21 protein-coding genes are annotated in these 18,839 nt (G+C 42.9%); 18 read left to right on the top strand and 3 right to left on the bottom strand.

Annotated elements, in window-relative coordinates; translation table 11 throughout:
* Positions 1 to 50: 50 nt before the first annotated feature.
* From BN1067_RS14385 to BN1067_RS14370, 4 genes are all read left to right on the top strand, one after another.
* A complete protein-coding gene (locus tag BN1067_RS14385; RefSeq protein ID WP_234400705.1) occupies positions 51 to 521 on the top strand; it encodes a CBS domain-containing protein in 471 nt (156 codons plus the stop codon).
* Between the two features lie 124 nt (positions 522 to 645).
* Positions 646 to 1,689, top strand: a complete 1,044-nt coding sequence (locus BN1067_RS14380; RefSeq protein ID WP_053219533.1) for a C45 family autoproteolytic acyltransferase/hydolase — start codon at positions 646 to 648, stop codon at positions 1,687 to 1,689.
* 308 nt (positions 1,690 to 1,997) lie between these two features.
* On the top strand, positions 1,998 to 5,642 hold the full coding sequence (locus BN1067_RS14375) for a dynamin family protein (protein ID WP_053219532.1): 3,645 nt from the start codon (positions 1,998 to 2,000) through the stop codon (positions 5,640 to 5,642).
* 93 nt (positions 5,643 to 5,735) lie between these two features.
* Positions 5,736 to 5,927: a DUF4025 domain-containing protein gene (locus BN1067_RS14370; protein WP_053219531.1), complete on the top strand. Its 192-nt coding sequence runs from the start codon at positions 5,736 to 5,738 to the stop codon at positions 5,925 to 5,927.
* Positions 5,928 to 6,069: 142 nt separating this feature from the next.
* Here the strand turns inward: BN1067_RS14370 and hisJ are convergent, their stop codons facing one another.
* A complete protein-coding gene (hisJ, locus tag BN1067_RS14365; protein WP_053219530.1) occupies positions 6,070 to 6,903 on the bottom strand; it encodes a histidinol-phosphatase HisJ in 834 nt (277 codons plus the stop codon).
* A 175-nt stretch (positions 6,904 to 7,078) separates the two neighbouring features.
* Between hisJ and BN1067_RS14360 the strand changes: the two genes are divergently transcribed.
* The 11 genes from BN1067_RS14360 (at position 7,079) to BN1067_RS14315 (ending at position 15,002) form a co-directional block, all read left to right on the top strand.
* Entirely contained in the window at positions 7,079 to 8,209 is a 1,131-nt protein-coding gene (locus tag BN1067_RS14360) for an ATP phosphoribosyltransferase regulatory subunit (RefSeq protein ID WP_053219529.1), read from the top strand.
* The gene (gene hisG, locus BN1067_RS14355) at positions 8,206 to 8,826 is read left to right on the top strand and encodes an ATP phosphoribosyltransferase (protein ID WP_053219528.1); all 621 of its coding nucleotides are present in this window, start codon (positions 8,206 to 8,208) and stop codon (positions 8,824 to 8,826) included. Before BN1067_RS14360 ends, hisG begins: the two co-directional genes overlap by 4 nt.
* On the top strand, positions 8,823 to 10,115 hold the full coding sequence (gene hisD / locus BN1067_RS14350) for a histidinol dehydrogenase (protein ID WP_053219527.1): 1,293 nt from the start codon (positions 8,823 to 8,825) through the stop codon (positions 10,113 to 10,115). Before hisG ends, hisD begins: the two co-directional genes overlap by 4 nt.
* The gene (gene hisB, locus BN1067_RS14345; protein ID WP_053219526.1) at positions 10,112 to 10,699 is read left to right on the top strand and encodes an imidazoleglycerol-phosphate dehydratase HisB; all 588 of its coding nucleotides are present in this window, start codon (positions 10,112 to 10,114) and stop codon (positions 10,697 to 10,699) included. Before hisD ends, hisB begins: the two co-directional genes overlap by 4 nt.
* Positions 10,696 to 11,292 (top strand): imidazole glycerol phosphate synthase subunit HisH, encoded by a 597-nt coding sequence (gene hisH, locus BN1067_RS14340; protein ID WP_053219525.1) that lies wholly within the window; start codon positions 10,696 to 10,698, stop codon positions 11,290 to 11,292. The genes hisB and hisH overlap by 4 nt, the downstream gene beginning before the upstream one ends.
* Positions 11,292 to 11,996 (top strand): 1-(5-phosphoribosyl)-5-[(5-phosphoribosylamino)methylideneamino]imidazole-4-carboxamide isomerase, encoded by a 705-nt coding sequence (gene hisA / locus BN1067_RS14335; protein ID WP_053219524.1) that lies wholly within the window; start codon positions 11,292 to 11,294, stop codon positions 11,994 to 11,996. Before hisH ends, hisA begins: the two co-directional genes overlap by 1 nt.
* A complete protein-coding gene (gene hisF, locus BN1067_RS14330) occupies positions 11,993 to 12,760 on the top strand; it encodes an imidazole glycerol phosphate synthase subunit HisF (protein WP_053219523.1) in 768 nt (255 codons plus the stop codon). Before hisA ends, hisF begins: the two co-directional genes overlap by 4 nt.
* Positions 12,741 to 13,409, top strand: a complete 669-nt coding sequence (hisIE, locus tag BN1067_RS14325; RefSeq protein ID WP_053219522.1) for a bifunctional phosphoribosyl-AMP cyclohydrolase/phosphoribosyl-ATP diphosphatase HisIE — start codon at positions 12,741 to 12,743, stop codon at positions 13,407 to 13,409. Before hisF ends, hisIE begins: the two co-directional genes overlap by 20 nt.
* A gap of 136 nt (positions 13,410 to 13,545) precedes the next feature.
* On the top strand, positions 13,546 to 13,728 hold the full coding sequence (locus BN1067_RS20520) for a hypothetical protein (protein WP_324777908.1): 183 nt from the start codon (positions 13,546 to 13,548) through the stop codon (positions 13,726 to 13,728).
* On the top strand, positions 13,680 to 13,961 hold the full coding sequence (locus BN1067_RS14320; RefSeq protein ID WP_324777907.1) for a GNAT family N-acetyltransferase: 282 nt from the start codon (positions 13,680 to 13,682) through the stop codon (positions 13,959 to 13,961). The genes BN1067_RS20520 and BN1067_RS14320 overlap by 49 nt, the downstream gene beginning before the upstream one ends.
* A 33-nt stretch (positions 13,962 to 13,994) precedes the next feature.
* Positions 13,995 to 15,002: an LLM class flavin-dependent oxidoreductase gene (locus tag BN1067_RS14315; RefSeq protein WP_053219521.1), complete on the top strand. Its 1,008-nt coding sequence runs from the start codon at positions 13,995 to 13,997 to the stop codon at positions 15,000 to 15,002.
* 549 nt (positions 15,003 to 15,551) lie between these two features.
* Here the strand turns inward: BN1067_RS14315 and msrA are convergent.
* Positions 15,552 to 16,079, bottom strand: a complete 528-nt coding sequence (gene msrA, locus BN1067_RS14310; RefSeq protein WP_053219520.1) for a peptide-methionine (S)-S-oxide reductase MsrA — start codon at positions 16,077 to 16,079, stop codon at positions 15,552 to 15,554.
* Between the two features lie 166 nt (positions 16,080 to 16,245).
* Here msrA and BN1067_RS14305 point away from each other — a divergent pair, with 166 nt between their 5' ends.
* The 3 genes from BN1067_RS14305 to sspL are packed head-to-tail and all read left to right on the top strand — an operon-like array spanning position 16,246 to position 17,672.
* Complete coding sequence (locus BN1067_RS14305) at positions 16,246 to 17,124, top strand: 5'-3' exonuclease (RefSeq protein ID WP_053219519.1); 879 nt, start codon at positions 16,246 to 16,248, stop codon at positions 17,122 to 17,124.
* 43 nt (positions 17,125 to 17,167) lie between these two features.
* Positions 17,168 to 17,491 carry a CHY zinc finger protein gene (locus BN1067_RS14300; RefSeq protein WP_053219518.1) on the top strand — a complete coding sequence of 108 codons (324 nt, stop codon included), beginning with the start codon at positions 17,168 to 17,170 and terminating at the stop codon, positions 17,489 to 17,491.
* A gap of 43 nt (positions 17,492 to 17,534) precedes the next feature.
* The gene (sspL, locus tag BN1067_RS14295; RefSeq protein ID WP_110943505.1) at positions 17,535 to 17,672 is read left to right on the top strand and encodes a small, acid-soluble spore protein L; all 138 of its coding nucleotides are present in this window, start codon (positions 17,535 to 17,537) and stop codon (positions 17,670 to 17,672) included.
* 137 nt (positions 17,673 to 17,809) lie between these two features.
* Here sspL and BN1067_RS14290 read toward each other — a convergent pair whose 3' ends face one another.
* Entirely contained in the window at positions 17,810 to 18,712 is a 903-nt protein-coding gene (locus BN1067_RS14290) for a LysR family transcriptional regulator (protein WP_053219517.1), read from the bottom strand.
* Positions 18,713 to 18,839 lie beyond the last annotated feature (127 nt).

Here is an 18,839-nt window from a genome sequence, read left to right as displayed (position 1 = left end):
CCATACAAGAGACCACATTCTGAAGCTAATTAAAAATAGATCGAGGTGTCATGATGCAAATCAACGAATTTATGATCCGGGATGTCGTAAAAATTGAAGAGCATGTTACCGTCAAGGAACTTCTGGAAATTCTTGTCGCAAACAAAATCGGTGGTGTACCTGTCGTTGATAAACAGGGCAACCTGCAAGGGATGATCAGTGATGGGGATGTGATCCGTTTTTTACAACCGCAAGGAAGAACGATATATGACATTTATACCCTGGTTCTGGTAAGTGAACAACAGGATTTGAAAGATAAACTGCAGAGTTCGATCCATTTGCCGGTAGTAGACATGATGAAAAAACAAAAGCTCTACAGCGTTAAGCCGAATGATAAGTTGGAAAAAGCATTAGAGATCTTAGCTGAGCATGGTTTCAAAAAAATCCCGGTAGTAAATGATGCCGGGAGAGTAGTTGGCGTGATCAGCAGAGGAGACTTGATTCGCTATATTTCCAACCAGTTAATCAAAGAATTGGATTAGCTTTTGACACTATTTTTAAAATGATGTGCAGTCACGGTTTAAAAAGAACTTGGACTGTGGATACAAGCATGTTGTACAAATGGACAAGATAAAATCACTTTAATAACTAGAGAAGGATACACACATGAAAAAAGTCACCACAAGCTTTTTAGAATTCAGAGGAAGCCACAGCCAATTCGGTTACGAACAAGGAAAACGGTTGAAAGACTCGGCTTTACAAAAGAATTATGAGCGTGTCAACCAACCAAGGAAAAGACCTAGATATGTTGTCGACTTTGACAAAGCAAGGCGGAATATAAAAGCATTCTCCCCCCATTTGTGGGAGGAGTTAAAAGGACTTTCAGAAGGGCTGGAACTGCCGATGGAGGAGACAGTACGGAATTATAGCGGGTATCAGCAGGAGTGGCACCCATCTGGTTGTTCCATTTTGACTGGTACGGATTACCTGGTTCGTAACTATGATTATCACCCAAAGACATACGAAGGCCGTTTTGTATTGTTTCAACCGAAAGACGGATATGCTACCATTGGCCCCAGTCAAAGAATAACGGGAAGAGCAGATGGTATGAATGAGCACGGCCTCAGTATCGGGTATAATTTTGTACACCGCAGGAAACCAGGGGATGGTTTTATCTGTAACACCATTACACGGACAGTTTTGGAAACTTGCAAAGACAGCGAAGAAGCTGCCGAAATGCTTAAGCGGGTTCCTCACCGGCATTCCTTTAATTATGTCCTGTTTGATAGTACAGCAAATGCAAAAGTGGTCGAAGCAACACCAAGAGGAGTTGTTGTCAAAGATGAACCATTAAGTACGAATCATTTTGATGTATTAACAGAGGAAAATCGGTACCATTTGCAGGATTCAAAACGGAGAAAAGAGCTGTTGTTGGGGGAAAAAGACAAATTAGACTCTGCTTACGAGGCGTTTCGGTTATTCAATGACAAAGACAAAGGGATATTCTCAGAAAAATATAATCAATGGGCTGGCACCCTTCACACCTCCGCTTACATTCCGAAAAAGCTTGGCGTTTGGTTTGCGGTAGGCAGTGACAGGGAACCATTTATGTTATCCTTTAAAGATTGGTTAGAGGGGAAGGATACAAAAATAAAGCATTTATTAGGGTATCTGAATACAAATGAAGAGTTACCGTTCATGGAATTTTAACCCGTCTGGGATTATCCGCTATAGTCAATTTTAGGAATACCGCGTATAATACTCATGTTACAAGAAAAATGATCTTACTAATCGTTGCTTGCACGCAGATGCAAAGGATGTATATAGGAACCATTCCTTCTCTATTTGAATGGGAAGCGTGTAAATCAGTCTTAACGGCACTTCCATACGCTGGTTTGCACTCTTTTCGGCATAAGCAAGCAAGTCCCATGTTTTTTACATAAAGGGCCATTGAAGTGATTTTTCATTAGGGCCGCAGAAAACTTCTTAATCTAGTAAAAGAGGGAGTATAAACATAAATGAACAGCACAGTAAGCCAAGCGACGATACAATATATAGCGGGTTTGTATGCCAAATTTACAGAAGCCGGTCAATCAGATTTAGCAGACAAGGCGCTGGAATTGTTGGAAAAAATAGATACTAGTGAGTTCACCATTTGTTTTGCGGGGCATTTTTCGGCTGGTAAGTCGACGATGATCAACCATTTGCTCGACAGTAATATATTGCCTTCCAGTCCGATACCCACTAGTGCCAATGTGGTAAAAATCCATGCAGGCAATGGAACTGCACGTGTGTTTTTTAAAGAGGAAGCCCCATTGCTGTATAAAGAGCCTTTTGATTTCGAAACGATTCAAGCGCATTGTAAAGATGGTGATTCGATTAAAAAAGTGGAAATAGCCACCCAAAATCAGCATCTGCCGAAAGGGGTTGCATTGCTCGATACGCCGGGGATTGATTCAGTAAACGATGCCGACAGGGTAATTACGGAATCTTCCCTGCATTTAGTTGATGTGCTTTATTATGTCATGGACTATAATCATGTGCAATCTGAAGTCAACCTTTCGTTTATGAAACAAGCCCAGCAAGCAGGAAAACGTGTTTATGTCATCATCAATCAAATTGATAAACACAATGAACGGGAACTGTCCTTCCAACAATTTGAAAATAGCATAGCTTCTGCTTTTAAAAAATGGGAGTTGGAACCTGAAAATATTTTTTATACAAGCTTGAAGGAACCGAAACATCAATTTAATCAATTTCGTCCATTGCAAACAGAAGTACAGCAATTAATGGACAAAAAAAACGAATTGGTATCGGAAACGGTGGAATCTTCCGCTGAAAAACTGGCCTCCGATTATCTCTATACTTTCAAGGAAAAAATTGATCAGGCAAAAGCGGAGTATTACCAGCAATTATATCAATTGGATGACCAAGAAGACGCCGACTCAGTAGAAGAGGTCCAAAAAGAAAAAGAAATGGCAAGACTGGACGCTTTACCGGAACAAGCAGAAAAAGATTTAAAGAAGGCAGTAGAATCAACATTGAAAAATGCCTACCTCATGCCTTTTGATCTTCGCGAACAAGCGGAAGCCTATTTGGAATCGATGCAGCCAAAATTCAAGCCTGGAATCTTTGCCGGCAAGAAAAAAATCGAACAAATACGAGAACAACGTTTGCGAGCGTTTTACGAATCGCTTAACAAAACAATAGAAGCAGCGATTGATTGGAAAATCCGTGATAAAATGCTGGAAACGGTTAAACAGTGGCAAATAAGCGATGCGTCTTTGATGGAATCCATTCAACAATTTACTGTACAATTTCCAAAAAGTCGTTTGACCGAATTGATAAAATCTGGTGCGACGATGAACAGCGAATATTTACTGGTTTATACAGAAGATATCGCTCAAGCCGTCAAGCAGTCTGCCAAACAATTGGCTTTGCCGATAATGGAAGAAGCATCTAACCACATCAGGCAACAAGCAGAATTAGAGAAACGCAGTCTGGAAAAGGTTTTAAAAAGGGCAGAACAATACAGCGAAATAGAAGAAAAGCTTCTTGAATTGGATCAGCGTTTCGAGGAAGAAGAAGCGGATTTCATTCAGATACGGAAGAAACCTTCCTCAGATGACCAGACGTTGAAGACGATGAGACAACGATTGAAGCAGAAAACGGATGCTGCCATATTCCGTGAGTCCAACAGGGAACCTATTAAACAAGAAGAGCCGGCGGTTTCTTCTGAGAAAAAACGAACGGAAGCAGAACATAGGCCGACTGACCACCGGTCGGTAAAGCAAACGGTGGAGTTGGTACAGGAGACAATGAAGGAAATTCGGGGACTAACGGGGTTCAAGTCCATTTATAAAGACTTATCCATTAAGCGGGAAAAGCTGACCAGACGGGATATTACCGTTGCGTTATTCGGAGCATTTAGTGCAGGAAAGTCTTCTTTTGCTAATGTCCTGCTTGGCGAGCGTGTTTTACCTGTGTCACCAAACCCAACTACCGCAGCAATAAATAAAATTTGTCCGCCTACGGAAGCGTTTCCGCACGGAAGTGTAAAGGTAAAATGCAAAAGTGAGCAGGAAATCCTCTCTGAATTGACGGAAATCCTGGACGAAGCTAATTCCAGTGTGCCGAAATTTCAAACATTGGCAGAGGTTGTTGATTGGTTGAAGAAAGACAAGAATGGCCATTTAAACGGTTTAAAGGAAAAGCATCAATCCTTTTTAACTGCAGTCGTCGAAGGTCACCAACAATTGAACACGCAGTTGGGAAACGAGCAAATCGTATCGCTGACAGAATTTCCGAAATTTGTTTCCGATGAATCGCTTGCCTGTTATGTGGAATGGATGGAGCTATACTATGATTGCCCTTTAACTCGTCAAGGCATCACGTTAGTCGATACACCGGGAGCTGATTCCATTAATTCCCGGCACTCGGATGTTTCCTTTCAATACATTAAACAAGCAGATGCGATTTTGTTTGTCACATATTATAACCATCCTTTTTCCAAGGCAGACCGGGACTTTTTAATCCAACTCGGAAGGGTGAAGGATGCATTCAGCCTTGATAAAATGTTCTTTTTGGTAAATGCAGCAGACCTGGCAAGTGATGAAGAGGAATTAAGCCTGGTAACAAACTATATTTCCGATCAATTGCTCGGATTTGGAATTAGAAATCCTCGTCTGTTCCCAGTATCCAGTCATTTGGGTATGAAGGAAAAAGAGGAGCAGAAAAAGTTGGAGGTTAAATCCGGTATCGAATCGTTTGAAAAGGCGTTCTATCAATTTTTAAAAGAAGAGATGATGGAGCTGATGATTCATTCGTCGGTTCATGACATCCAACGGGCACAAACACAGCTGGCAGCCTACATTGCTTCGGCGAACATGGATCAAAAGGAAAAAAATCAGCTAAAACTTCACTACCAACAAGAACGTGATGAAATGAAGAAAACCGTTGAAGCAAACGATTCCCGGCATGTGAAAAAAGAAATAGATCAAAAACTGGAAAAGCAGCTTTATTACGTTCACGAACGGATGACTATTCAATTCACTGACCGATTTAAAGAATCTTTCAATCCGGCCACGATTTCGGGGGATGGAAGAGAAGCGAGCCAATATTTAAAGCAGGCCTTAGATTCGTTATTGAAGGATATCGGATTTGAACTTGCTCAGGAACTGCGCGCCGTTTCGCTGAGAATGGAGCGTTTCATGAACCAAAAGGCAGGGGAATGGAGTGTGCAGTTGCAAAAATCTTGTTGGAAAATCGAGTCGGATATAAGTTTTTCGGAGGGAACCGAATACGCTTTTAAAACTCCGGCTTTTTCACCAGCCTTGGAGGATGTGAATATCCAACGATTTAAGCCTGCACTTGACCTGTATAAATCTGCAAAACACTTTTTTGAAAAAAACGGCAAAGAAAAGATGAAGCAGCGCTTACTTGATGAACTGTCACCTCTAGTCGAGCAATTCCTTTTGGATAAAAGGCTGGAGATAGCAGAATGGTATAACGGACAGTGGGAAAATTGTTTAGCCACTATCAAAACGGAATACTTGAATTCGATTTCCCAATATTACGAGGGACTGCTATATAGTCTGACAGAGGATGTGGATGTGGAAGCATTGGAGAAAAAGAAACAAAGCATTGATGCGTTATTAGCTTGATGGAGTATAGACAATTCCTGCTTAAAGGTTTAAAAAGGACAAAATACGTAAATGTAATAAGTAGGTAAGATACTTTAATCAAGGAGGCTAACCATGGCTGACAAAGATAACGTCACAAATAACCAAAGCAAAGAACTATCAGAAAAAAATTATCAGGCTGAAAAATCCAATGAGACCGATGTCGAAAAAGGCCTGGATAAAACGCATAAACAAGTCGAGGGCGGCCTTACGGATGGTACTATAGATCGCAGTGAGGAAAAAGATAACAAGGAAAAAAACAAATGATATGACAACCATTAAAAAGTGCAGTTCTCTCGTTAGCAGGAACTGCACTTTTTCTAGTTATCTATTTATATATATAGGAAGGTGACCAGTCCGGATTACAGCAGCCCTCTAATAGCAAAACGTTAAAAAAATAATTTGAGATTTATCGTTTTACCCCTCCTGGTAATCGATAGGGGAGTTCTGGCAGACGTTGAAAGCCGCGCGCAATATGATTGGCTTGATGACTGTCAGAACCAGGCACAAGCGGAATCGCCAATTCAGCAGCTTTTCGGATAAATGATTCAGAGGGATAAATGGATTGACAGTGCTCCTTGTATAGTCCTGCGGTATTGATGTCTAGTTCCATTCCCTTTCCCGCCACAAGTTCAAGGATTTCGGATATTTCCCGGTCGAACTTTCGACTTGGAGGAAAAGCCTGTCGGAATTTTTCCACAAGAGTGATATGACCGAGCCGTTTTGGCTTAAACAGGCCTAAGTCAGTTTCAATCGCTTGCCTCAACGTTCGATAATAAGTTGCATAAACAGCATCGACAGATCCAAAAACAGAGACAATCGAGGAAAATTCCCTGGCACTATAATCCAAACAGAAAAACCGGCCTTCGGGACTGCGGAGCATGTGTACCGAAAGAATCGCATCATCTATCAATGGTCCCCATTTTTCCAACAACATCCTGGTTTCTTTCTCGAACCCTTCAATAAAATCAACTTCAAACCCTACCTGGATAACTAATTTATCACGATATTTCTTTTTCAATCGCCGCGCTTCCTGCAAATACGTTTCCACTGCATCTGCCGGCATACTGCTGTCTTTGCCGGGAGCAGGATCGGAAAATCCGTTTGGCAGCGGTGCGTGCTCCGTGAACGTTAAATATGTCAGCCCTCTCTCTATTGCCTGGTTGATATAGTCTTCCATCTTATCTTCGGTGCCATGTTGACAAAATGGAGTGTGGACGTGAAAGTCACCAGAAAAATTCATCGATTACCGCCTCCTATGTATATTTCTTTCGTTTCATTCTAGCAGAAAATTCAAGCTCGCTTGTTGACGCTAGCGTATAAGTATGATAAGTTCATCATAACAATTCACTTTATCTAAGTAAAGTGGTAGAGTGGTAAAACGTTAAAGTAATCAATTACAGGAAGTGGTGTTTTTTATGTTTTTGCCAGCAGGAAGCCAAGACGAAGTCGGACAACAAATTAACAACCGATTTCGGGCGTTTGAAGTTTTTAGCGAGATTACCGAAAGGCGGAATTATCAACTGATTTCAACACCTGTGGTGGAATATGCCCAAACGTTTACGAATCCCTACGCAGGGATGGCCCTGCAGACGATGTTAAAATGGTTTAACCATGAGGGTGAAATTGAAGTACTGCGCCCTGACTGGACAACTGCGGTTGCGCGTGCCTTGGTGAAACAGCCGCAATCAGAGCATAAATGGTGCTACCAGGGCTCGGTGTTCCGGAGCGACAAACAAGGAATGGAAAGCAGGCAGGCTGGAATCGAAATTGTGCATTCTCCTGCATTCTTGGGCGAAAGTGAATGTTTACTAACAGCGATCGATTATTTGAAAGCATTGGAAGTCGATAATTACTTGATTGAATTGGGTCATTCCCAAATCTTTGATGAACTGACCGCCCCCTTGAATCTTAATGCTCAACAGTCCGAAAAACTGAGACAGGCAATGCATGACAAACGAAAAGACGAAGTTTTTAATCTGGCAAGCCTCGCAGGATCGAAGAAAATTGCATCAGAATTGACGGATTTGGTTGACGCATATGGAAATGTCGAGATATTGGAAGTATATGAGGAACGGTGGAAGCATAATCGACAACTTCTCGGGATTATCCAGCATCTTAAAAGGCTCGCACAGTTATTGAATGACTGTGGCATCAAAGAAATATTGGTAGACTTGGGCAGGGTGAAAAATCTTCCTTATTATTGTGGGACCATGTTTAGAGGGTATTTGCGCGATAATGGATCCACTTGCTTTTCCGGTGGCAGATATGATGATTTATATGAGCAATTTGACGAACGCCATTCAGCAGTAGGACTTGCATTTGATGTAGATATATTATCCAATCAAATAACCTCTTCCCAAAATAGGGAAAAAATTTGTCTTTTGGCTTCGCCGGAAAATCATGCATTTGCTGAAGCAGCCAGATCTGATTTTTCGGATCAAATTGTAGACATCCGTTATGATTTACCGGACAAAGAGCGTGCAGTCTATGACCGGATTTATAAAATATTGAAAGAAGACAATCTTTGGAAAGTGGTGGAACAATGAAACCGTGTATCGCATTGACAAAAGGACGGTTAGAAAAACAGTTTCTTGAATTTTTTCAATCATTGGACTTTGATATCGCTCCATTGTTGAACAAAGGAAGAAAACTTCGAGTCGAGACGGAAGAGTTCCAATTCGTGTTTGCCAAAGGTGTCGATGTTACGACGTATGTAGAACACGGAATTGCCGATTTAGGCATAGTCGGGGAAGACATCCTTGCCGAATTTCAGCCTGATGTCTTCAACTTGCTGCCATTACCATTTGGAAAATGCCGAATGGCTCTTGCAGCCGAAAAGGGAAACGACTGGCCGGAGCGGAAGCGTACCATCGCTAGTAAATATCCCAACATAACGAAAGAATTTTTTCGACAAAAAGGAGAATCGGTCGATATCGTAAAACTCGAAGGTTCAGTCGAGCTAGCCCCTATCCTCGGATTGGCCGATGGAATCGTCGATATAGTCGAAACGGGTACGACTTTGAAAGAAAATGGGCTCGTTATAAAAGAAGCGTTTCACCAGTATAGTGCGCGCTGTATTGCAAATCGTTCCTCCTTGAAAATAAAGAAGGACCTCCTTGCGCCAGTAGTAGAAGCATTGCAGAAAGGAGTGCCCGCCCCATGATATCTGTTTACTCACCAGAGGAATTTAAACAGCAGTTTTTAATAAAGCAAAAAGGGAGCAGGCTTGATAACGATATTTTGCTTACTGCCAAACAAGTGATTGACGATATTCGGACCGACGGTGATCAAGCGCTAAAAAAATATGTGAAGCAATTTGACGGAGAAATAGCTGTTACCTGGCAAGTTGAAAAACAGGAACGTGAGCAGGCTTGGGAAGTGGTACCGGAAGAAGTAATCGAATCATTGAAAGCAGCGGCAGACAATATAAAGTCATTTCACCAAAAACAGTTGCAAAACACGAGAATGATGGATATGACCGAAGACATTATGTCCGGACAATTGTACAGACCGATAGAGCGGGCTGGAATCTATGTCCCGGGCGGAACTGCCAGTTATCCATCCACCGTCCTGATGAATGCAATTCCTGCTGTCCTGGCGGGTGTGGAAGAAGTAATCATGGTTACACCGGCAAGGAATGGAAAAGCCATCTCCCCGGTTCTAACGGTGGCTGCCGATATAGCAGGTGTTGATCGTATCTACAAAATTGGCGGAATTCAGGCCATTGCCGCTTTGACTTATGGAACGGAGTCGATTCCTTCTGTAGATAAGATCGTCGGTCCTGGAAATGCATATGTTGCCGCTGCAAAATCGTTGGTTTTCGGAGACGTGGGCATCGATATGATTGCCGGCCCTTCTGAAGTGGCCGTCATTGCAGATGAAACGGCAAATCCGGAATTCATTGCAGCAGACATGATTGCGCAGGCAGAGCATGATAAAGATGCGAGAGCAGTATTGTTTACGACTTCCCGCGTCTTGGCGGAAGCTACCACTTCTCAATTGAAACAGCAGTGCGCGAACCTGCCTAGACGGGAGATTGCAGAAGCATCGCTCATTGATAATGGAGCTATTGTATTGGTTGATGATTTGGAAGAGGCGTTTACCCTGTCGAATCAGCTTGCTCCGGAACATTTGGAAATACAGACAGCCGAACCGGTTCAACAGTTGGGAAACGTGCGGAACGCGGGGTCTGTCTTCCTCGGCAGCTATACTCCGGAAGCACTGGGAGATTATTACGCCGGTCCAAACCATGTGTTGCCAACGTCCGGTACAGCAAGATTCTCTTCCGGTTTGTCTGTTGATGACTTTATAAAAAAAACGACGTTTCTATATTATTCAAAAGAGGCTTTGCAAAAAGCGTCCGCCCATGTAGCCACTATTGCAGAGATAGAGGAGCTTGAAGGCCACTCACGCGCTGTAAAACAAAGAACAAAAAGAGGTGAAAGAATATGAGGAAAGCCAGTAAACAAAGAAAAACAAATGAAACAAAAGTTTTCGTCGATTGCAATCTTGATGATGCATCGGTCATTTCGATCAATACCGGAGTTGGTTTTTTTGACCATATGCTGGAATTGTTTGCCCGGCATGGAAGGATAGGCCTCCAGATTGAAGCAGACGGCGACCTCCATATCGATAGTCACCATACGGTAGAGGATGTAGGGATTGTATTGGGACAAACGATAAAGTCCGCATTGGGTGAAAAACAGCAAATAAATCGATATGGCCATGCATACGTGCCGATGGATGAATCGCTGGGATTTGTCGCCATCGATATAAGCGGACGGCCGTTTCTCGTTTTTGATGCATCATTCACTGCTTCTAATCTCGGAAACTTTGATACGGAACTAGTAAGAGAGTTTCTACAGGCATTTGCTTTTCAATCTGGTATTACCTTGCATGCGAAAGTCATTCATGGTTCCAATACTCACCATAAGATAGAATCGATTTTTAAAGCATTGGGGAGGGCTCTTGCAGAAGCAATTGCAGTGAACCCGGAAATACAAGGAGTTAATTCAACAAAGGGGATTATCGAATGATAGCGATTGTGGATTATGGCATGGGAAATGTTGCAAGCGTATCGACCGCTTTCCGGAAACTTGGTTACGAAGTGGAAATTACCGATAACAAGGAAAGGTTGCAAAAAGCTTCCCACATTATCCTTCCAGGCGTAGGTTCTTTTCAGGCAGCTATGGAGGAGATTGAGGCAAGGGGCTTGAAGACATTACTGCGTGAATTGGCTGAGCAAAAACCTTTTTTAGGCATCTGTCTAGGAATGCAGCTTTTGTTTACGGAAGGTTTTGAAGGCGGTAGAACAGAAGGGCTTTGCATCATCCCGGGAACGATTGAAAAAATGGAAACAGAACTTTTACTTCCGCATATCGGGTGGAATGCGCTGTTGGCAGAAGGAGAACGAAACCCCTTTTCACCATTTACAGGGAAGCACGTTTACTTTGTCCATAGCTTTGCTGCAAAAACAGATCAAGCGTACGTGGCCGCAACAGCCGAATATGGTCTCACTGTTCCGGCCATCGTTAGAAAAGGAAACGTATATGGAATCCAATTTCACCCGGAAAAAAGCGGGGAAATCGGTGTCGACATTTTAAAGACATTTCTTCAGGAGGAAGCATAATGAAAATTATCCCAGCTATAGATTTAATCGATGGAAAATGTGTTCGCCTATATCAAGGAGATTTTTCCCGTACTACCCAGGTTGGAATGGATCCGGAAGCACAGCTGGCTGAATTCATCCGGAATGGGGCTGAAATGATTCACATTGTCGATTTAGAAGGAGCACGGACCGGCAAAGGAAGCCAACTGGACTTGATCACTCGCCTATGTCGTTTATCCACTGTCCCGGTCGAAGTCGGAGGCGGAATCAGGACGATGGAAACAATCAACCGGTTAATCGAAGCAGGTGCTTCCAGATTGGTTCTTGGAACATCTGCTATTGAAGATAAAGCTTTTTTAACTACTGCCCTTAAAGCATACCCTGAACACATTGTGATAGGGATCGATGCAAAAGACGGCAAGGTCGCAACAAGAGGATGGGAAACGGTATCGAAAATTGATTATATCGATTTTGCCAGACAAATGGAGGATCTGGGCGTAAAAACTATTGTGTTCACGGATATCTCTAAAGACGGTACATTGAGCGGACCCAATCTCCAGGCATTACAACAAATCTCAACAGCGGTCGGCTGTAAAGTTGTCGCCTCTGGAGGAATTAAGGATATGGCGGATATCAAGCAACTGGAAAAAATCGGTATAGAAGAGGCGATTGTCGGTAAAGCAATCTATGACGGACGAGTTGCCTTAAGGGGGGCAGCAGATTGATTGTTAAACGAATTATCCCATGCTTGGATGTAAAAGAGGGGAAGGTAGTAAAGGGCACCAATTTTGTTTCGCTTAGAGAATTGGGAGATCCAGTGGGAATGGCTGCATCTTATTCTAAAGCGGGCGCGGATGAAATTATCTTCCTTGATATCTCAGCGACCAATGAAGGCAGACAGACGATGATTGATATCGTCAAGAAGACAGCCGAAACTGTTTTTGTCCCTTTCACTGTAGGTGGAGGAGTCAAGTCAATCGAAGACGTAACCAGACTACTTCAGGCCGGAGCGGACAAGGTGGGAATGAACTCGGCGGCTGTCGCAAATCCTGCTTTGATCAGGGAAGCAGCTGATCGATTTGGCTCCCAATGTGTGGTTGTCGCTGTCGATGCCAAGCGCTTTGAAGATGGCTGGCATGTCATGACACATGGCGGCAGCAAGGACAGTGGAATAAATGCATTGGAATGGGTAAAAGAAGCAGAACGGCAAGGGGCTGGAGAAATTTTATTGACAAGCGTTGATACAGATGGGGTGAAAGACGGTTTTGACCTGGAATTGACCCAGGCAGTAGTGGAATCTGTCCGTGTACCGGTCATTGCTTCAGGAGGATGTGGCAGTCCGGAGCATTTCCGTGAAGTTTTTCAGAAAACCGATGTCTCCGCCGCATTGGCTGCATCGATTTTCCATGAAGATACTTTTTCCATTCAACAAGTGAAACAAACCTGTGCTAGACAAGGAGTGGATATACGTGAAGCCGGACTTTTCTAAAGGGTTACTCCCTGCAGTGATCGTAGATGATTTTTCAGGAGATGTGTTGATGGTGGCCTATATGAACGAAACAGCCTACCGCAAAACCATGGAGTCGGGACAGACGTGGTTCTATTCCCGTTCACGCAAGGAATTGTGGCACAAGGGGGCAACCTCGGGAAATTTTCAAACGGTCAAATCGATTCGACTGGATTGTGACGGAGACACCTTGCTTATCCGGGTTGATCCTCAAGGCCCGGCTTGCCATACCGGAAAAAATAGCTGCTTTTTCCATGAAGTGACCGATGAAGGAACAATCGAAAAAAACGATGAACAGGTTAGAGGAAACAACATCTTTGACCAGGTAATGGAAGAGATCGAAAATCGAAAAGAAAACCGAGTGGAGAATTCTTATACCAACTATTTATTTGATAAAGGAATCGATAAAGTCGGGAAAAAAGTGATTGAAGAAGCGGGTGAAGTCGTTATTGCAGCGAAAAATAACGATAAGCAGGAATTAATTAATGAAGTTAGTGATCTGCTTTACCATAGTCTTGTTTTGTTAGCCGAGCAAGAGGTCCCGCTTGATGCAGTAAAAGCAGAGCTGGACAGACGAACGAACAAAAAAGGGAACAGTAAAGGTGACAGGCCTGAAATTAAAAACTGGTAAATGATAGGAACACGTTAACCCTATGTGGCTGACGTGTTTTTAAACGTACATGGAGGTCAGTTATTTGGCTCAATTAAGGCATACTAGTAAAATAAGAATCAAAGAAAAAGAATAGAGTCGAACGGGGGAAGCTGCAGTGGAGATAAAAGTTGATGGACACGCCATTTATTGTCGTACATATCAGCCGGATGATTTTGGTCAAATCCAGCAATTGAACCAAAGCGAGGGCTGGAATAATTTAACCGGAAATCCGGATTCGACAAAACGGGCATGGGAGCATTCAGAAGTTTCCTATGTTCTAGTCGACAGGAAAATGTAGTCGGATATGTCAAAGGACTGACAGATAAGGCGGTGACATTGTACATTTGTGAACTGTTGATTGCTAAGGCGTACCGTGGGTCAGGACTCGGGAAAGCATTACTTGCCCATGTACACCATTTGCATCCAGAAACACGAATGGAAATGCTGGCAACGAGCAGTTCAAAGGAGTTTTATGAAAAGAACGGTTTCCGGCCGTTTTACGGATTCAGAAAAACAATTCAGGAATATTAAAGAACAATCTGTAGAGAAGAGGAAGTGGCAGCAATGAAGCTAAGTATACTGGACCAGTCTCCCATTTCACGGGGGGAGTCGCCAGAACAAGCGTTACAACACACTGTTCAACTTGCACAGGAGGCAGAAAGGCTCGGCTATACCCGCTATTGGGTTGCGGAGCATCATAGTACCGGCGGATTGGCCAGCACTTCTCCGGAAGTTTTAATCGGCCAAATAGCTGCTAAAACGGAAACAATCAAGGTAGGTTCTGGAGGCGTCCTGCTGCCCCAGTACAGTCCGCTCCATGTAGCGGAAAACTTTAAAATGCTCGAAGCATTTTATCCAGGCAGAATCGACTTGGGATTGGGAAGATCGCCGGGTGGTAATCAAACGACAAGATTAGCCTTGACCGACGGGGTGAAGAAAAGCCTTAGTTCTTTTCCACGCCAGGCCGCTGATTTACTAGGTTTCCTGCATAATTCCCTGCCGTCTGACCACCCGTATAAAACCGTCAAAGCTGGTCCGCGCGTGGATTCTGCTCCAGAGATGTGGATTTTGGGCCTTTCCGAACGTGGCGCTAAAAATGCTGCAGCTTTGGGGGTAGGTTTTACATACGGACATTTTATTAATCCGGAAAATGGGAGAGCTGCTTTCCAAGCGTACCGGGAACGATTTAAGCCATCATCCAATCAAACGGAACCACAAGCGAATGCTTGTGTTTTTGCCGTATGTGCAGAAACAGAAGAGCAGGCAGAAGAATTGGCGCTTAGCCAGGATGCATGGCTGTTGAATGTCGGAAAGGGTAGAGATACAAAAGTTCCTACGATTGAGGAAGTAAAAAGTAGATCTTTTTCGCTTGAAGATCAAGAAACGATAGCAAAGAACCGGAAACGAGCTGTAATCGGGAATCCTCAACAGGTGAAACAGCAGCTGGACATGCTAGCAAATGAGTACCAAACAGATGAATTGATGGTCATCACCAACATCCATGATTTCCAAGCCAAACTACACTCCTACCAGCTGTTGGCAGAGGCGTTTTCCTTAACGGCCAAGAACTAGTCCGACAACTAGGCTCTTATAATTTTATTATGTAAACTTAACTGAGTTATTCGATAAGTTACTTAAAGGACGTATGATACAACCTGGCTAATACACCGGGTCATGGATTTCGAGCGTGAGAACATTTAACAAAGAAGAGGAAGGACCACCAGAAATATAGAGTACGCTTATTCAAAAATCCCTTAAATTAAGAAGTATTTTAGGGTCTCTGTCAAAAGGGGAGAGTGTGATCTGTCAATCCGTCTACTTGTTAACTTGGATCGAAAAAGCGTAGCAGAGGAAAATTAGCGAGACTTCTTCGGAAAAACGGGTTGCCGAGACCCAACAACGCGTGTTGCGAGGAGGCTCGGACGTTCGTCCACGGGGACACGACCACGTTCCGTATAGAACCGTATTATATTGAAACAAAAACAAATAAAGAACCACACGTTTCTAAAACGTGTGGTTCTGTCATAATTCCTTCTTCTGTTACCATTACGGAACTATTGTGATGGAAAGGTACCTGAGCTCCGTAAGTGGGAACTGCAGAAAGAAATAGGATCTGGATTATCAAGACCAATGGCTTTCAATAAATTCGTCTCTGCCGGATTTAGCCCTGTCTTCCTGGTAAGCTTTTTTATTTTTCTTATAGAAATCTTGATGATACGTTTCGGCAGGATAAAAAGTGCCGGCAGGAAGAATTTCAGTAACGATTGGTTTCTCAAACCTCCCGCTGTCTATAATCGCTTGCTTGGATTGCTCTGCCAGCTGTTTTTGTTCGTAATCATGGTAAAAGATAGCGGCCCGGTACTGGCTGCCCCTGTCGTGAAACTGACCTCCATCATCCGTTGGATCTACTTGGGGCCAGTAAATATCCAATAGCTTCTGATAAGGGAAAACTTCAGGATCATAGCTAATTTGAACCACTTCAAAATGGCCGGTCTCTCCTGTTTTCACTTGTTCATATGTTGGGTCGGCAACATGTCCACCCATATATCCTGAAACCACTTGATGAATGCCGTCAAATTGATCGAACGGTTTAACCATGCACCAAAAGCACCCACCTGCGAATGTTGCAAAAGCAGTTTGTTTACTCATGTTCTGCCACCTTCTGTCTTCTAAATTGTAAGATTAACTATATCATAGAAAAAAGAAAACTATCAATTTAATTGTTTTTTATGGAGCCTTTTCTTATCAGTGGTGTTTGTATGTTAAAATATAATAGGAAATGATTGATTTCACTGTAAATAAGGGAGTAAATAATATGAACAAACAACATAACGTTTTATTAGTTGATGGGATGGCGTTATTATTCAGAGGTTTTTATGCTACATCCTTCACAGGTAATTTCATGGTTAACAGCAAAGGAATACCGACGAATGGTATTTTCGGCTTTTTAAAATATTTCCTGGATGCTGTAGCAACATTTCAACCGAGCCACGTGATCTGCTGCTGGGACATGGGCAGTAAAACGTTTCGTAATGAGCTTTATGCTCCTTATAAAGCGAACCGGGGCGAACCACCTGTCGAGTTAATCCCTCAGTTCGATTTGATTAAAGAAGTAATGGAAGCTTTCGATGTTCCGAATGTCGGTACCAAAGGATACGAAGCGGATGATTGCATTGGAACGCTTGCACAACAATACGCCAAAGATCATCAGGTGATCATTCTGACTGGTGATCAGGATATACTTCAATTGGTAGACGAGCAAGTTTCCGTAGCCATTATGAAAAAGGGACAAGGAAATTATGAAGTATATCAAAAGGAAACCTTCTTCGAAGCAAAAGGAATATCACCACAACAAGTCATTGAAATGAAAGCATTAATGGGAGACACTTCTGATAACTACCCTGGTGTGAAAGGAATTGGCGAAAAAACAGCTTTGAAATTACTCGTGGAATTCGGTTCTATAGAGGAAATCCTTGCTAATGTGGAAAACCTTTCAAACGGAATCAGAAAGAAGATTGAAGAGAATCTCGATATGCTACATTTATCGAGAAAATTGGCAGAAATCCACTGCGAAGTCCCAATTGAATGTGCGCTTGAAGATGCAATATGGAAAGTGAACATAGAGATGATTCAACAAAAATTTGCAGAATTGGAACTTCGCGGTTTCACTAAAATGCTAAGTCAGGTTGGGTGATTTGCCATTTATCGATTTTTAGGTTTAGACTGGAGGAGAAACGATGATCATCGGCAAGCATGAGGTGCGTGGCAAAGTGATGGACAGTTTCACCCGGTGCGAGCACTACCACTCAGAGCTCGATATTGTAGCGATAAAGTTTGCCTGCTGTAATACGTATTATCCCTGTTATCGCTGCCATCTGGAAACCGCTGGACATACTGCTGAAGCATGGCCAAAAGCAGATAGTAATAAGAAAGCTATTTTATGTGGCAGCTGCCATAACGAAATGTCTATTGAAGCATATAAAAAGGCTGATTCTTGTCCATTCTGCCATGCCGATTTTAACCCAGGTTGCGAAAACCATTATCACTACTATTTTGGATAAATCAGCAGTGTATCTGCCAAGCTATTGTTGGAGGTGCTAAACAATGGCGAAAGAAAAGAAACGTGACAGGGGACAAGCAGCCCCTAGCGTCAACCCACAAGGACTTTCAGAGGATACCGCTGATCAAAGGCCGCACTCTGATTTAGAAGCAAAAGCCAAAAAAAGCAACACCAAACGATAAAAGCCCGTAATCCGGGCTTTTATTTTTTATGTCACGGTCTTTTCAATATTGTCATGATCACATGTAAAAAAGAAGGATAAGAACCGTCAACCGATGGCATGAGTCCGTGTTAGCAACCTTTATTAGGAGAGTATTGTTCATTGAAATTGTTCCAGCACAGAAAAGAAGTCCTGGACGAATTCATAAAATACTTTTTCCGAAGGTGCAAGATTTCTTGTAGCAGGCTTGATAATTCCGACCGTCCTCCGCAGATGAGGTGTATCTATTTTTATTTTTTTGGTAAACCTCGGAGTTGATTCAGAAAAAACACTTTCCGGAAGCAGAGTGACTCCGATTCCTGCAGAAACCAGCCCTTTAATCGCATCCAAGTCTTCTCCTTCGGAAGAGATCCTGGGTGTAAATCCTGCCTGGCGACAACCATCCATGGCTATTTTTCGTAGAATAAACCCTTCCGGGAACAGTACGAATTCTTCGTTTCTCATATCTCTTAAATGGAGGCTTTGCCGCTCGGCCAAACGATGAGAAGCTGGCACAAGCGCCGAAATATCTTCTGAAAAGAGAATCCGCCCATCTATTTCCGGATCATTTGTCAATACCGGTCCTAGGAAGGCTAAATCCAGTTCCCGTTTCTTCACGGCTTCAACCAAATAGTTATAGGAACCTTGCCTGAGTTGGAAAGCGATGTTCGGATAATTTTTCTTGAATTCCGATATCACGGCAGGTAATAGATGACTGGCCAGACTAGTTGGAAAACCGATTTTAATCGTACCGCGTTCAGGGTCAAGGTGTTCATCGATTTGTTTTTTTGCATGATCGATAGCTTTCATCGCTGTTTTCGCATGTGTCAAAAACACCTTGCCGATTTGGGTCAGTTTAACGTTCCTGCCTTCCCGTTCAAATAACGCGACGCCCAGCTCCGATTCTAAATTGGCGATTTGCCGGCTGATGGCCGATTGAGCTACATGTAAGTGGATGGCGGCTTCCGATACGTGCTCCCGCTCAGCAACTTCCATAAAATACCGTAATTGTCGTAGTTCCATAAGCTCATCCTTTACCACTTATCTCATAATGAGATAGTTTTAATCTATATTATATATTGTTTGGATGAATAAGAAAACCTAAAATGAAAATAAGACACCTTAATTGGAATAGAGTAAACGGGGGCGT

Source organism: Virgibacillus senegalensis, from assembly GCF_000821245.2.
Taxonomy (GTDB): Bacteria; Bacillota; Bacilli; order Bacillales; family Amphibacillaceae; genus Sediminibacillus; species Sediminibacillus senegalensis.
The sequence above is the reverse complement of the archived record's forward strand: the minus strand, read 5'-3'. Positions and strand labels throughout refer to the sequence as shown.

What these genes read in the sequence shown, in the direction of transcription:
- BN1067_RS14385 (WP_234400705.1), top strand. Translation starts at nt 51, where the DNA reads ATGATGCAAATCAACGAATTTATGATCCGGGATGTCGTAAAAATTGAA.
- BN1067_RS14380 (WP_053219533.1), top strand. Translation starts at nt 646, where the DNA reads ATGAAAAAAGTCACCACAAGCTTTTTAGAATTCAGAGGAAGCCACAGC.
- BN1067_RS14375 (WP_053219532.1), top strand. Translation starts at nt 1,998, where the DNA reads ATGAACAGCACAGTAAGCCAAGCGACGATACAATATATAGCGGGTTTG.
- BN1067_RS14370 (WP_053219531.1), top strand. Translation starts at nt 5,736, where the DNA reads ATGGCTGACAAAGATAACGTCACAAATAACCAAAGCAAAGAACTATCA.
- hisJ (WP_053219530.1), bottom strand. Translation starts at nt 6,903, where the DNA reads ATGAATTTTTCTGGTGACTTTCACGTCCACACTCCATTTTGTCAACAT.
- BN1067_RS14360 (WP_053219529.1), top strand. Translation starts at nt 7,079, where the DNA reads ATGTTTTTGCCAGCAGGAAGCCAAGACGAAGTCGGACAACAAATTAAC.
- hisG (WP_053219528.1), top strand. Translation starts at nt 8,206, where the DNA reads ATGAAACCGTGTATCGCATTGACAAAAGGACGGTTAGAAAAACAGTTT.
- hisD (WP_053219527.1), top strand. Translation starts at nt 8,823, where the DNA reads ATGATATCTGTTTACTCACCAGAGGAATTTAAACAGCAGTTTTTAATA.
- hisB (WP_053219526.1), top strand. Translation starts at nt 10,112, where the DNA reads ATGAGGAAAGCCAGTAAACAAAGAAAAACAAATGAAACAAAAGTTTTC.
- hisH (WP_053219525.1), top strand. Translation starts at nt 10,696, where the DNA reads ATGATAGCGATTGTGGATTATGGCATGGGAAATGTTGCAAGCGTATCG.
- hisA (WP_053219524.1), top strand. Translation starts at nt 11,292, where the DNA reads ATGAAAATTATCCCAGCTATAGATTTAATCGATGGAAAATGTGTTCGC.
- BN1067_RS14320 (WP_324777907.1), top strand. Translation starts at nt 13,680, where the DNA reads ATGGGAGCATTCAGAAGTTTCCTATGTTCTAGTCGACAGGAAAATGTA.
- BN1067_RS14315 (WP_053219521.1), top strand. Translation starts at nt 13,995, where the DNA reads ATGAAGCTAAGTATACTGGACCAGTCTCCCATTTCACGGGGGGAGTCG.
- msrA (WP_053219520.1), bottom strand. Translation starts at nt 16,079, where the DNA reads ATGAGTAAACAAACTGCTTTTGCAACATTCGCAGGTGGGTGCTTTTGG.
- BN1067_RS14305 (WP_053219519.1), top strand. Translation starts at nt 16,246, where the DNA reads ATGAACAAACAACATAACGTTTTATTAGTTGATGGGATGGCGTTATTA.
- BN1067_RS14300 (WP_053219518.1), top strand. Translation starts at nt 17,168, where the DNA reads ATGATCATCGGCAAGCATGAGGTGCGTGGCAAAGTGATGGACAGTTTC.
- sspL (WP_110943505.1), top strand. Translation starts at nt 17,535, where the DNA reads ATGGCGAAAGAAAAGAAACGTGACAGGGGACAAGCAGCCCCTAGCGTC.
- BN1067_RS14290 (WP_053219517.1), bottom strand. Translation starts at nt 18,712, where the DNA reads ATGGAACTACGACAATTACGGTATTTTATGGAAGTTGCTGAGCGGGAG.